This is a genomic window from Silvanigrella paludirubra, assembly GCF_009208775.1.
GTDB lineage: Bacteria > Bdellovibrionota_B > Oligoflexia > Silvanigrellales > Silvanigrellaceae > Silvanigrella > Silvanigrella paludirubra.
On the sequence record NZ_WFLM01000003.1, the window covers coordinates 651,650 to 665,190 of the forward strand.

Annotated in this window: 17 protein-coding genes; 1 reads left to right on the forward strand and 16 read right to left on the reverse strand. The window is 30.8% G+C overall.

Features of this window, described 5'->3' with window-relative positions; genetic code table 11:
* Positions 1 to 17: 17 nt before the first annotated feature.
* The 5 genes from GCL60_RS10445 to GCL60_RS10465 form a co-directional block, all read right to left on the reverse strand.
* Complete coding sequence (locus GCL60_RS10445; protein WP_153420600.1) at positions 18 to 1,049, reverse strand: cytochrome-c peroxidase; 1,032 nt, start codon at positions 1,047 to 1,049, stop codon at positions 18 to 20.
* A 117-nt stretch (positions 1,050 to 1,166) separates the two neighbouring features.
* Entirely contained in the window at positions 1,167 to 2,264 is a 1,098-nt protein-coding gene (gene tsaD, locus GCL60_RS10450; protein ID WP_153420601.1) for a tRNA (adenosine(37)-N6)-threonylcarbamoyltransferase complex transferase subunit TsaD, read from the reverse strand.
* Positions 2,265 to 2,271: 7 nt separating this feature from the next.
* Positions 2,272 to 3,180 carry a tetratricopeptide repeat protein gene (locus GCL60_RS10455; RefSeq protein ID WP_153420602.1) on the reverse strand — a complete coding sequence of 303 codons (909 nt, stop codon included), beginning with the start codon at positions 3,178 to 3,180 and terminating at the stop codon, positions 2,272 to 2,274.
* Between the two features lie 135 nt (positions 3,181 to 3,315).
* Positions 3,316 to 4,167: an OmpA/MotB family protein gene (locus tag GCL60_RS10460; RefSeq protein ID WP_153420603.1), complete on the reverse strand. Its 852-nt coding sequence runs from the start codon at positions 4,165 to 4,167 to the stop codon at positions 3,316 to 3,318.
* Positions 4,167 to 4,907, reverse strand: coding sequence for a motility protein A (locus GCL60_RS10465; RefSeq protein ID WP_153420604.1), 741 nt, complete (start codon positions 4,905 to 4,907; stop codon positions 4,167 to 4,169). Before GCL60_RS10465 ends, GCL60_RS10460 begins: the two co-directional genes overlap by 1 nt.
* Positions 4,908 to 5,178: 271 nt before the next feature.
* On the opposite strand from GCL60_RS10465, the gene GCL60_RS10470 reads away from it, so the two are divergent.
* Positions 5,179 to 5,568 (forward strand): PilZ domain-containing protein, encoded by a 390-nt coding sequence (locus GCL60_RS10470; RefSeq protein ID WP_153420605.1) that lies wholly within the window; start codon positions 5,179 to 5,181, stop codon positions 5,566 to 5,568.
* Between the two features lie 2 nt (positions 5,569 to 5,570).
* Here GCL60_RS10470 and GCL60_RS10475 read toward each other — a convergent pair whose 3' ends face one another.
* The 11 genes from GCL60_RS10475 to GCL60_RS10525 form a co-directional block, all read right to left on the reverse strand.
* Complete coding sequence (locus GCL60_RS10475; RefSeq protein WP_153420606.1) at positions 5,571 to 6,338, reverse strand: substrate-binding periplasmic protein; 768 nt, start codon at positions 6,336 to 6,338, stop codon at positions 5,571 to 5,573.
* A gap of 126 nt (positions 6,339 to 6,464) precedes the next feature.
* Positions 6,465 to 8,021: a C1 family peptidase gene (locus GCL60_RS17370; protein WP_153420607.1), complete on the reverse strand. Its 1,557-nt coding sequence runs from the start codon at positions 8,019 to 8,021 to the stop codon at positions 6,465 to 6,467.
* A 217-nt stretch (positions 8,022 to 8,238) separates the two neighbouring features.
* The gene (locus GCL60_RS10485; protein WP_161998165.1) at positions 8,239 to 9,054 is read right to left on the reverse strand and encodes a UDP-2,3-diacylglucosamine diphosphatase; all 816 of its coding nucleotides are present in this window, start codon (positions 9,052 to 9,054) and stop codon (positions 8,239 to 8,241) included.
* Positions 9,051 to 9,395: an RNHCP domain-containing protein gene (locus tag GCL60_RS10490; RefSeq protein ID WP_153420609.1), complete on the reverse strand. Its 345-nt coding sequence runs from the start codon at positions 9,393 to 9,395 to the stop codon at positions 9,051 to 9,053. The genes GCL60_RS10485 and GCL60_RS10490 overlap by 4 nt, the downstream gene beginning before the upstream one ends.
* Positions 9,395 to 10,003 carry a TlpA family protein disulfide reductase gene (locus tag GCL60_RS10495; RefSeq protein WP_153420610.1) on the reverse strand — a complete coding sequence of 203 codons (609 nt, stop codon included), beginning with the start codon at positions 10,001 to 10,003 and terminating at the stop codon, positions 9,395 to 9,397. The genes GCL60_RS10490 and GCL60_RS10495 overlap by 1 nt, the downstream gene beginning before the upstream one ends.
* Complete coding sequence (locus tag GCL60_RS10500) at positions 9,984 to 10,517, reverse strand: cytochrome c maturation protein CcmE (protein ID WP_153420611.1); 534 nt, start codon at positions 10,515 to 10,517, stop codon at positions 9,984 to 9,986. Before GCL60_RS10500 ends, GCL60_RS10495 begins: the two co-directional genes overlap by 20 nt.
* The gene (locus GCL60_RS10505) at positions 10,514 to 10,708 is read right to left on the reverse strand and encodes a hypothetical protein (RefSeq protein ID WP_153420612.1); all 195 of its coding nucleotides are present in this window, start codon (positions 10,706 to 10,708) and stop codon (positions 10,514 to 10,516) included. Before GCL60_RS10505 ends, GCL60_RS10500 begins: the two co-directional genes overlap by 4 nt.
* Positions 10,705 to 11,430, reverse strand: coding sequence for a cytochrome c biogenesis protein CcsA (ccsA, locus tag GCL60_RS10510; RefSeq protein WP_153420613.1), 726 nt, complete (start codon positions 11,428 to 11,430; stop codon positions 10,705 to 10,707). The genes GCL60_RS10505 and ccsA overlap by 4 nt, the downstream gene beginning before the upstream one ends.
* 7 nt (positions 11,431 to 11,437) lie before the next feature.
* Positions 11,438 to 12,166, reverse strand: coding sequence for a heme exporter protein CcmB (locus GCL60_RS10515; protein WP_153420614.1), 729 nt, complete (start codon positions 12,164 to 12,166; stop codon positions 11,438 to 11,440).
* A gap of 1 nt (position 12,167) precedes the next feature.
* Entirely contained in the window at positions 12,168 to 12,845 is a 678-nt protein-coding gene (locus tag GCL60_RS10520; protein WP_153420615.1) for an ABC transporter ATP-binding protein, read from the reverse strand.
* A 9-nt stretch (positions 12,846 to 12,854) separates the two neighbouring features.
* Positions 12,855 to 13,541, reverse strand: a complete 687-nt coding sequence (locus tag GCL60_RS10525) for a Crp/Fnr family transcriptional regulator (RefSeq protein ID WP_153420616.1) — start codon at positions 13,539 to 13,541, stop codon at positions 12,855 to 12,857.

Genomic DNA, 13,541 nt, shown 5'->3' on the forward strand with positions numbered 1-13,541 from the left:
ATGACAATCCTTCTTTTCTAGTTTGTTGGTAGCGTCGGAATATCAAACGACAAATGTGAATCATCGCTTGTTAAAGTCTTCATAAAAGAAATAAGATCCTTTTTTTCTTGTTCAGTTAACTTAAGTTCTTTTATATTTCTATCTACTGAAGGTCTTTTTGCAATTCCTCCTTTATTGTAAAAATCAATTACAGATTCTAAATTTTCCAATGAGCCATCATGCATATAAGGGGCTCTTCGATCAATGTTTCTTAATGTCGGAGTTTTAAAAGCATGTTCCATAGAAGCAATTGGAATTACATTAATCCTACCTTTATCAGAGTCTGGATGGCCTATGTCATGAAATGAATTGTCTGTAAAGTTCCATCCGGAATGACAAGAATCACAGTTTCCTTTTGAATTAAAAACCATGAACCCTTTTTTTGCTGACTCTGAAATTGCGGATTCATCGCCTGATATCCATTTATCAAACGGAGCTATTCCTGAAACAATACCTCTTTCAAATGTTGCTAAAGATTTAGCGACATTTGTTTCATTAATGGGTGATTTTTCATTTGGAAAAGCTTTTTGAAAAGCATCTTTATAACCATCAATTCGATTTATTTTTGAAACCATTTTATCTAATGATAAATTCATTTCTTTAGCAGACTGAATTGGTCCTAATGACTGTGCTTCTAGTGAGGGTGCTCTACCATCCCAAAATAAATTTTCTGACCAAGCTAAATTTAAAATAGTAGGCGTTTTACGGCCTAGTTGTTGGTGATTAAAGCCAACTCCTTTTGGTAAAGAATCTTGCCATGAAAATGAAGGATTATGACATGTTGCGCAGCTTGTTACGTTTGAGTATGATAATCGTGGATCAAAAAATAGCATTTTCCCAAGATCTTCTCTCTTTTTATTGTATAAATTATCTTTTGGATAAGGTATTTCATTTTGAGTTGGTCTTTTGTATGTTTTTTTTAATTTTTCAATGGTAAGATCTTCCATAGCAGATGCTAAATTATTAAAAGAAAATATGGATAAAATTATTATAATAAATTTTGATGACATTTAAATTTACCTTATTTTAAAGTTTGTAAAAAAATATCATACTTGGAAAATAAAATAAATATTTTAATTCATAATTTATTTTTATATTGTTATTAAATTATGAAAAACAACTAAAATTTAAAAATATTTAGCATAGGGATGATCATTAAATCCATTTTGGTTTGAATTTAATAATGCTTGTAATCCAATCATAGTGGCATTGTCTGAACAAAGTGAAGGTGGAGCAAAAATAACTTGTTTATTAATACTAGAAAAAATTTCTCTGAATTTTAAATTTTGTGCTACGCCTCCAGCTATCAATATTGTTTGAATTTCTGGATTGTCTTTTAAAGCATTTTCAACTCTATCATAGAGTTGATTAATAGCTGCTTGTTGAAATGCATATGCAATGGATTGTTTTTTTTCAATAGAAAGATCTTTTCCTGTAATTTTTCCTTTTTTAATTCCTGTTTCTTTACGAATGACTTCCATAACAGCAGTTTTTATACCACTATAAGAAAAATTATATCTATTTTCTTTATTAGATGGTTTACTTGGGAAAGAAAATTCGTTTGTATTTCCTTTTAATTCAGCTTCTTTTGCTAAAACTTCAATAAAAGGACCTCCAGGATAATTTAATCCAAGAAGTTTTGCTACTTTATCAAATGCTTCTCCACAAGCATCGTCTAAACTCTTTCCTAAAATTGTTTTCTCTTGAATAGATTTAAGCAGACTTAAATGGCAATGACCGCCACTTACTGTAAGAGCTAATGCGGGAAATGAAATTTTTTGAGTTTCATGCCATATATTAATATCATTTTTAGGTGTAAATTTTTTAAGAAGTAAAGCGGGTGCTAAATGAGCATCGACATGATTTACAGAAATAAGTGGTATTTGAAGTGAAAGCGCAAGTCCACGAGCAAAAAGAACGCCCACCATTAAGGCCCCAATTAAGCCAGGTCCCATAGTCACTGCTATTGCATTTAATTCAGAGTTTTTTATTTTAGCTTTAGTTAAAGCTGTATTTGTAATATCATAAATTTTTGCTAAGTGGTCTCTTGCAGCAACTTCAGGTACAACTCCTCCAAAAGGAGCGTGACTTTCATTTTGTGATTCAACTTCATGAGCAAGAATATTAATTTTTGTGATGTTACCTTGATCATCTTTTAAAGCTTTTATGATAGAAACAGCAGTTTCATCACAAGAGCTTTCAATTGATAAAATTGTTAATTGCATAATAATGTTATTGGCCTTGGGAAGATTGATTTAAATTCGAAAGATTAGCGAGTCTTCCAGCTGCGGCTTTTCCTTCTGGAATATTAGGAAAAGATTTCGCACATTCTTGATAGTAAGATTTTGCAATCGCATTGTTTTTTAGATAAACATAACTATCTCCTGCAAGCAGAAGAGCTCTAGCATATTTTGTACCACTAGAAAAAAAGTCTACATAATTAGAAAAATCAATTGCAGCGCCTTTATAATCTTGAGTTTTGAATTTTGCCTCAGCTCTATATTCAAGTGCAGTTTGAATCATAGAATCTGTTGCTTCTGCGGCATTAATAATTAATGAGCTTTGATCAATAGTTTGTTTCATGTTACCTTGTTCAAAAGAAGCTTTTAAACTTTTATTAATTTCTGCTTGAGTTTGCATTTTAGCAGGAAGTTTTCCTTTACGGTTTATTCCTACTCTCGAGTTTGCAGAAAGTTCAATTCGGGCAATTTGTCTTTGAATATGTGTTAAGCTATCAGAAGAACTATTAAGAGAAATAACGTTAGAATCAGAGCTTGTGCCGCTTCCCGCATTTTCTTCTATTCGTTTGATTTTTGTTTTTAACTCATCAACAACACCTTGTGTTAATTGCAATTGTGTTTGTAAACTTTCAACATCACTTTTAGAAGACAGGGCTGTCTGAGTGGTATTGGATATTTGTTGATCTCGTTTGTTCAGTTGTTCTTGCATTTGAAAAACTTGACCTTGCAACTGCGTAATTGATGTTTGCAATTGATCTTGTCTAGAAGATGTTAAACAACTTTGAAATAAAAAACTTGAAGTGGCTAAAACGACTACCATCTTAAAGCGGGAACCTTTTATTAAATTGCTGTTATTATTTATTAAATTTGTTCTATTAAGATTTACTAGATAGTCTTTCATTGGATTCTCCAAAAAGGCTTAGGTCAGCTTGTTAGTTTAAGACAAGGAATGGGTTAAAATTGATGAATTGTATTTTGTGAAATACATCGTCCTCGAATGATAATTATATATCTTACTTTTGTATTTGTTCAAACTCTATTCTTTGTCCGTTTTTTCACCATTACTGAGTTGTTCATCGGGAGGAATATAATCATCAGGATTGTCATATAAAATTTTAAGATCAACCCTTCTATTTAAGGCTCTATCTTCTGGAGTGTCATTCTCTGCAATTGGTCTAGTATCACCAAAACCAGCTGGATAAATGGCTCCCTTTTTAAAATTTCCTGTTTCAATAAAAAATTTGGTTACAGCTGTAGCTCTTAAGCAACTAAGTTCCCAGTTTGTTAATCCATTTCTTTCAAATGCAATATTGTCTGTATGTCCTTCAACACGAATTAATCTGCCAATCCCTTTTAGGACATCTGCCACCCCTTTTAAAAGTGTTTTTGTTTCTGGTTTAAGTTCATAGGAGCCAGGATTAAAAAGAACTCGTGATAATAATGTTATTCTTATTCCATCTGGATCTCTTGCCACATAAATAACTCTATCTGCTGGTTTTTGAGCACTATCTGGAAATTGTTTTGCCCCATAAAGTCTTTCTGATAATTTTTGTTCAATTGCTTTTGCTTGAGCTGCAATAATAGCAGCTCTTTCTCTAATAATTCTTTGTAAAAGCTGTTCTCTACTTGTATTTCCTTTTACGTATTTAAAAATACTTTCCATTGAGTTTGGTCCTCTGGGAATAGTCCCATCTTCCTTGGGGACTTCTTCTTTTATACCAAAGGCAACCTGCATAGATTCTGTTACTTGTTTTACTTTAGAAGTATTAACAACGGCAATAGCATAAAGTACCACAAACAAAGCAAACAATAATGTCATCATGTCCGCAAATGCGACAAGCCAACGTTCATGGTTTTCAAATTCGGGGCACTTTTTCTTTTTTGGCATTAGTGAGTCATTCCATGGAGACGTTCAACAAGTACTTTTGGAGCTGTTCCTTGAGCAATTCCTACAATTCCTACTGCAATCATTTCTCTAAATACTTTTTTGTGATGGCACATTCTTTTTATTTTTTTTCCTGCCGGCAGTGCAAATAGGTTGGCAAGAGCAACTCCATAAAGCGTTGCAATAAATGCTGTTTTAATCCCTGGTCCAATTTCTGGCGGGTTATCTAGGTTAAGCATTACCACCATGAGTCCTAAAACGGCCCCAAGAATTCCAATGGTAGGAGCAAAGGCACCCATATCTTCCCAAAATTTAGCAGCGATTTCTTCTTCTTCATACATCATATCAATTTCTGAAAATAGGGTATTTTCTATGACAATGGCATCTGTGTTCATGGACACCATTTCAATGCCTTTTTTCATTAAATGATCATCTAATTTGTCAATTTCTTTTTCTAAGGCAAGGACACCATCTTTTCTGGCTAATTGTGCTAATCTTTCTATTGTTGAAATTGCCCCTTCTGGGTCCATTTTAGGTCCATTTAAAAACAGTCCTAGCGATTTAAACGAAAAAATAACGTCTTTCATAGGATAAGCTGTCATAACGGCAGCCATAGCCCCAACTCCCACGATCATGGCTGCAGAACCGCCCCATAACATTCCCACTTGCAAACCTTTTAAAGCGGCTGTTCCTACTACGGCAATTATACCAAGTATTGGACCTATAATACTCGAAAGTTCCATCTATAAACCTCTTTTTTCATTGATATAATTTTTAAATTCCGTTTTTTCTTTCTGCAGCCTTTCTAAAAATAAACAATATTATTAATAAGTTTAAATAGATAAAAAGATTATTTAAATCGTGGAAATTGACATTATAAGAAGAATTTGCAGCTAAAGGAGCTGAAAATGAAAATGACTTTAATAGATTTAAGCAAAGTAAATTTGACTTTAAAATGATACCTTTCCGACCGATTCATAAGTGAGACGTGTAAGTTCATATTTTGGAGCGTTTATGTCCGATTCTTCTGCAGACAATAGAGGAAGTCCAAGATTCATCAGCAAGGCTATAGTCCAAATTCATTCTGATGATGACTCTACACCTATTATGGGTACTATTAATAATATTTCTGCAGGCGGAGTTAGTCTAAACTTAGAAGTTGATAATATAAAAAGAGGCTATAAGGTAGGATGTTTTGTTACTTTTGAGATGCCTGTCCGCATGTTTGGAATTGATAAAGATGATAAATTAAAATTAAGAGCTGAAATAAAAAGAGCTACAAATTTAGGAAAAACAATATCATGTCAATTTCAAAATTTAAAAGATTCTGAAATATCAGTTTTAAATAAAGGTTTAAGAATTCTTGAAATAGTAAATAAGATCTCTAGCAAAAATGCATCCTAAATTTAATAATTTTTTTGTATCTTTAAATAAGTTCCATCATCATGAATGTCTTTATTTATTTGGTTTAATTTATTAATTATTTCGTCGCTCGTTTCAATATTAAAAGCAGCATATAAAACCGAGTTTTTAATTGTAAAAACAGGAGCTATATTATTAATTTTAAATTTTTTAAATTGCCAACTGCCTAGCTGTTTTCCAGAAGCCCAAAGATCAATTCTTCCTGCTTGTAATTTTCTTTCATTATTAATGTCGTTATTTGTATCTTCTACTTTAAAATTTAAACTACGTAAATAAATAGATGTAGCATCATCTTTATAGCATCCAATAATATATTTTTTTGCATCTTCCATTGAGTTTATTTTTATTTTAGGTTTTTTTGTTTTAGGATCTATTAATGAGAAAAATACCCAACTATTTTCACCTATAGGACCAACCCATTTAAATAAATTTTCCCTTTCAGGTGTTCTTGATGCTGCAAAAACAACAGCATTTTTTCTTTTTAATGCGAAATTATATGCTCTTGCCCATGGAAGTAATTCCATATTATATTTTATTTTTGCGCGTTTAAATATTTCTTTTAAGGTTTCTGTTGCACTTCCCGTAATTTCATTTTCATTGTCACCTGTTTTTTCATCTAATGGCATATTATAAGGAGGATAATCTTCCGTATATAAATTAAATATTTCTTCAGCATGAACTTTCTTTAAAAAAGAATTAAATATAATAAATATTACTATAGTCATTTTCAAAACTGAAAAAATATTTTTCATAAAATAAATAACCTTTCAAATATTATTTCTTAATTATATATCTAAATTTAAATAAAAAATAGAACAACAATTAATAAGAGAAACTTATTAGCTGTTGTTCATATTTATTATAAAAAAGAATGATAATTATTGTCTATGAAGTAATATTCCATAAGAATTTGAGTTTATGAAATTATATAAGATATTATTATATATCCTAGAAGCAAAGTTAGTTTCATAATAGTTATTATTATCAATTTTAAATAATAAAGTGTTGTTATCTATTTTACGAAATATTTGTGAACATTTTTTTGATGGGTCTTCACATTCTGTATAAGAAAATTTGAATGAATTATCGCTCGCGTCATTTGATACTATATTGCTAATTCCCCTGTCAAATGCAAATATTTCATATCTACTATCATTCGTTATACAAGAGTCAATTGAAAATGTTTGCATTTTGGTCGGAGTGATAACTATTTTTACCTGATAGTTCTGTCCATAAATATAACCACTTTTTGCTTTATAACAATCAGATAGCCAAGTTCCAGAAACATTGCTTGGCGTTGGCGTTGGCGTTGGCGTTGGCGTTGGCGTTGGCGTTGGCGTTGGCGTTGGCGTTGGCGTTGGCGTTGGCGTTGGCGTTGGCGTTGGCGTTGGCGTTGGCGTTGGTGTTTGATCATCATATACAATTGTTTGATCTACGGCTTTTATATTAAAATAGTTATAAGTCATATAATAATCGCCTTCATCGCCAGCGTAAGATCCCCAAGAGTTTCTTATCTTTAGCAACTGTTGATTATCATCAAATCCCGTAATTATGACTTCATGGCCGCCGTATCTTCCACCACATGTCGCATCATTGCTATTTGGACAGGTCCATAAACTTTCAGATTCTTTTGTTTGAATTCCATTATTTTTTATTACTTTAACTTTTAAAGCAGGAACATAAGAAAATGCCATTAATACTCTGTGACCTGAACGAATCGCATTTTTAACTTCATTTAAATCGGAACGCATATATTTTGTATTGATTAAGTTTAAAAAAGTTTTGTCACTATTTGCCTTATAAGCATTTAAATCAACTGTTTGGCTTGGATTCGGATAACGCACTCCAAAGCAATTATTTTTCTTTACAATTCCATATTGCTTTAAAGGATCTATAATTTGGCTTGGAGCCCATGCCCCATTCCAATAATTTTCTCCAAGAGTTGCATCTAACGCTAAAGAACATTGTTGATCAATATAATCGCCTTGTTTGAACCTAGCATTTAGAGCACCTGTTGTTGCAAAGGTAACACATGTTCCGAACGGGTTTTGATCTAGAACGGGGACATTTGCCATGCCTAAATCATAAGATCCAATTGAGTCTTTAAAACTTATAATTCCATTGCTATAATCTTTTTCTCCTCCATTTGCGATCATCTGTTTTACGCCAAGTTTCATTTTTGTAATCATTTTAGGCGTATGCGTGATTTTCATAAGTTTTACTTTTTTTTGATCAAATGTGTCTAAAGATTCATAAAGATTATTTATATAAGCTGATTTTTTAAATAGATTTTTATTTACATTAATTGTTGTTTCAGTAGAGCCATCAATATTAAAAAACTCTTTAATATAAAGAGGTTCATTGTTTGCAAAAGAGTTTGACGATAATAAATTTACAAGGCAAAATAATAACAATATTCTTTTACTAAAATACATATATTCTCCTTTAAAAGTTTAAATTATAAAAATTAAATATCCTTTTAATTTCCCCCTTCTGATTCTTAAATGTTTTGTACTTTTTAAAATTAGAATTATTTTGCTTAAGAAATGATTAAAAAATGATTAAACTAAAACAGACAATTATCTATTAGAAATAAATAAAATATGTTGGATTTTTATATTTTGATTTGTATTTGTCTTTTATATTAGTTTGTTAGAAATCAAAGTGGTTGGGGGTCTTATTTGTAATGAAATATCTATTATATGTTCCATCGGCTTTACAGTGTAAATAATTGGGGGCAGAAAACCAGTCTGGACCTACAATAAACTTTGTTCCGTTGACATTTGAGTCTATGAAGACATGTATGTGTCCAATAAATAGAGTATCAATTTGTTTTTTATTAATTTCCAAGTATTCATTTAAGTAACCTGTAATACAAAATCTTAAAAACGAGGATTGAAGAGCATTATACTCTCCTTTATTTCTACTTCTTTTTGCATATTTTGTGCATATAAAGTGCATTAACCAGCCACTAAAGAATAAATTAGCTATTTTTTGAAAAAGATAAGACTTAAAAAAGGCACGTGGTTTATGATAAGTTGGAGAACAAACAACGTTATCGCCATGGCGTAAAATGACATTACCAAAATTTTGATGCTGAAATTCAATAATGCAGTCACCATAATCTGTAAAATATTTATCTAGTTTTTTAGAATGAAAATGTTCAAAACCAAAATCGTGGTTTCCTTCAATAAAATAAATTGAAATTCCAAGAGATTTTATTTCATGAAATTTATTAAAAACATTTTTCCATAGTTTTATAAAGAAGCTCTTAGATACTGTTATAAAATCAAAAATATCTCCAAGTAAAAAAATAGCTTCTATTTCAGATGTTTTATTTTTTTTCTCTAAAATAAATTTATCAAGGGTTTCAATGAATAATTTAGTAATATGATTTTCAGGTTCTCTTAAATGAACATCAGAAATAATAACAAAATTTTTTATTTCTTTTATATTAATTGTTCTCACGATTTTATCTTTGTTACCCCACTTAGTTTTAAAAGAATATTAAAATCATCTGCAATAAATGAGTCATTTTCTAAAAATTTATTTCGTTTTTCTTCTGAGCATTTCATGCAGATATAATGAATCATATAGCCTTTCTTTTTGTGCATAGACCAAGCTACAGGTTTTAAAGTACCTTTGCATTCAGATGCTCTATCGCCTGGGTTATTATCTACATGTATGCTGAATAAGCATTTAGGGCAGTGATCCCGACAGGTACTTTGAGCTTGCGGAACGGAAAAATGGCAATTTAAACATGTAAAAGATTCATTTATTTTTGTAAAAATTGGATCATCTAAAGACATTAGGAATTGTTTCTCATATTCATAAGAGCTTTTGTGGCATCGTCTTGGCTAGAATTTGGATTTTTTTCAAGCCAATCAATAAACTTTAATATAATATTTTTGTTTACAGCTCCTGCAATACGATATCTAACAATAGAATTTTTATCTATAAAAAATGTTTCAGGTGTTCCTGTAACTCCATATTGGATAGAAATTAGTCCTTTTGTATCTTGCACTACAGGGAATGTTTGACCGTAGTTACTTTGCCATTGTGAAATAGCTTCTTTATCATCTTGAATATTTATACTGACAAGTTCTGGGTTGGTTGCACTATTTAAAGATATTGTTTGGTAAAAATTTTCAATTTCTGGTGCTTCACTTCTGCAAACAACGCAATAAGAAGACCAAAAATTTAATACGACCCATCTTCCTTTATTGAAAGAGTTTTCAGAATTAAAAGATCCGCCTTGTGAAATAGGAGCCGATATAATTGGTGCTTTTTCACCAACTAATTGGCTTGGTGTAAAATTAGGGTCTTGTTTTAAAGCATAAATCATTAAAGACATAAAAAATATTAAAATAGAACCCGATATAATTAAATTTTTTTTATTAAAATTCTTTTTTTGCATTTGTATTCTCTGTTTTGGATGACTTTATTTGGTTTTTTTCAATATTTTGATCTTTTAAAATGCTATCTAGTAGTTTAGCTTCCTTCATTTGTTTGTGATCTTTTTTAGTGTCATATACTTCACTATGTTTAACCATAAGCAAATTTGCAGATATTAATTTTTCTTTTTGAGTTGCGTCAGGATTACCAATAAGTCGACCTTCAACAACGACCCCTTGTCCTTCTTTAAAAAGATCAGGAGGAATTCCTTTATAATGAATTTGAAAATCGTGGCCCTCTAAATCTGTTATTTTAAATTTAAGATCACTTGCTTTGGGGTCCCACTGTTTTGAACCAGTTAAAACTAAACCAGAAACTCTAAATAACTTTCCATCAAATTTAATTGGATTAGCATAAACTTCTGCAGGTGTATAAAAAGTAACAGAAGATTCACTCCTTGTTGCTTGATATATGATTAAACTTAATGAGCCTACAACAATTAATAATCCTGCAATTTGTCCACCATTTAGTTTCATTCCTTTATATCCTCTTTTGGATTTAAATCTGACTTTTTGTCATTAAAAAAGCCTTCTTCATGCATTGCTTTTAAACTTTTTTTTCGTGAATAAATTGACATAAAAATATATAAAAAAAGACTGATTGCAACAAATATATAAGTTGAATATACAAAAATTTGCCAACCTGTATTTCCATATTCTGAATTCATTGTTCACCTCTAGCAGATTCTAATGTTTCTTTAGCAGAAATAGATTGTCTTCTTATTTTATAAATTGCGATGCTTAATAAAAACATTGCTAAATAATTAAATAGTAAAACCAATGTAATATCTAAAGATGAATTTTGAGTTTTTTCAGCAAATGTTTGAGGTTGATGAACGGATCTCCATAAATTTACGCTATAATATACAATTGGAACATTCACAGATCCAATAATAGAAATAACAGCCGACACATTTCTTCTTGTTTTTAGATCGGGCGTAAAATGGCGTAATACCAAATAACCACAACAAACTAAAAACATAACTAAGCTTGAAGTTAATCTTGGGTCCCAGTCCCACCAAACACCCCAAGTTGGTCTTCCCCAAACACTTCCTGTAATTAAAGTTAATAATGAAAATATAGTACCAAGTTCAATCGCAGCATGACTACTTCGGTCAAATATTTCAGATTTTTTTGTATTAATTAAAGTAAGAATTGCAAAAATAGCACTTAAAAATACCCAAAAGAAAGCACACCAAGCAACAGGAACATGTACAAAAATGATTCGATAAACATTACCTTGATCTATATCTGTTCCAACATAAAAAAGGGCTAAATACCATCCAATTATTTGTATTAAAGAAAAAAGGAATAAAAAAGTATTCCATCTCTTTATTGGTTTATTTATTGTATTTGGTATTTCATAATGAATCGATTCATCTATTTTCATATATGTCTTATTCCTGAAGAAGGATGTCACTTAGAAGAAAGCCAAGAGCTGTAAATAAAAGTGGATAAGCAATTAAAATGGTCCACCAAGCATCTGAGCTAAAAGCTCCAAGTAACGAGTTGTTTCCTACCTGAATTGTTAATGAAACTGCAGCCAGTAAAATTCCGCTTTGAAGAGGGAAAAAAAGCATAGGCAACAATATTTCTTTTGCTAAGCTTCTTGCTGTTAAGCATGATACCAACGCCCCTAAACTTGCAGTACCAATGTTAAAAATCAAGCTTACAGGTATCATAATATTTAAAAGATCCACTAGGATATTACTAGGTATATTATATAATATTATCCATAAAAATGTAACTGGAATTTGCAATGATAAAATTTGTAGTGCTGTAAATGATATTTTTCCTGCTAGCAGAGCAGACTTCGATGTTTTTGACGATAATAAAAAGTCCATTGCATAGGATTCTTGTTCTGGGGCAAACATACGACTGATAGCAAGTATGGCAATAAATTCGTTAATTATCCAAAAGGATCCTATTTGAATATCGGCTCGATTTAAAGCTTCTGTGCCTAAACCAAATGGAAATAAAATTAATAAACAACATGCAAAAATAAGAGTTCCAAACCAAGAAGCTTTTCTAGCCCAAATTGATCTCATGCTTATTTTATTTATTAAAATAAAACTAAAAATCCAATTTGAAAATGTTATTTTGTTCTTTTTTGTTTCAGACAGCATTTTAGAGTAAAACCTTAATTTTAGATTTTAATTTTTTCTCACTTGGAATGAAATTTTCTAAAGAAATTTTTTCTTGGCACCAGTCAATTATATTTTTATCATGAGTAGCTACTATAATTGATGATGAATTATTTTGTTTTAAATCTTCGAAAATACTTATGCAAAGATTACTACCCAATTCATCGAGTCCATTTGTAGGTTCATCAGCTAAAATTATATTTGGTTTTATTAATATTAATCCAGCTAAACTCAAACGTCTTTTTTGTCCTGTTGATAATGTTCTTGCAATTTGATTTTCTCTATTTTCAAGACCCACTTTTTTTAAAGCATGTTTATAGTCTTCTAATGAAAATTTTAATCCAAATGAATTTGCAAAAAACTCTAAATTCCAAATGGCGCAATGATCTAATAAAAGCGATGGAATATTCGATAAAAAAACAGAAAGATGTTCATGTTTGGTTTCATTATTTGGATAAATTTGTTCTTCCATCGCAATTACTTTTCCATTGTGCGGTTTAGAAATACCTGCAAGAACTCTTAATAATGTTGTTTTTCCTGTTCCATTTGAACCCGTGATTGCAATGGATTGCGATGGTTTTAGAATTAGAGAAAAGTTTGTAATGAGAGTATGAAAACCAACCTTTAGTTCAATATTTTCGCATGAAAGGTAACATGACATTCTAATTCATTATCTTTCTTCAGCTTCATTTTGAAGTGAAATAGTATCTAAAATTGTAAATGAAGAACCATGGGTTTCCATAATTCCTGCTTGTTTAAAATCAGCAATCGCTCTACTTACGGTTTCTGGTGTTACATCGGCCAGTTCGGCAATGTCTCTTCTATTTAGAGGAGGCTCAAAGTTTTGTGCACCTTCATCCGCAAATAAATTAAAAAGTTCAAATATGACTGATGCTACTCTATTTTTTGCAGGGCGGTAAAGATCGGATTCGATTCTTTTTTCAAGTCGAGAGAGTTCGTTGCAAAATATTTTCATAAATTGTAATGAAACTGCTGGACTGCGTTGTATTAAGTCTAGAACAATTGTTTTTTCAATTGAAAAAACTTCGCTGTCTTTTAATGCTACAGAAGTTCTTCCGTATTTAAACTCTCCAAAAACTTCACGAATTCCAACAATTTGTCCTGCTCTTACAATTCTTGTAATAACACTTTCACCTTCTTGGCTTTCTCTAACTATTTTTAAACATCCATTTGCAACGCCGTATATAGAGCGCGGCGTATCACCAGATATAAAAAGATTTTGGCCCTTTTTTAGCCTAATAACGGATGAATTTTCCTGGAAACGAAGTAAATCTTCTTCTGAAAGCGAAGGAAACAATCTACGTAATGTGTAGGTTCCCTTAGTTTTTCTTTCCAT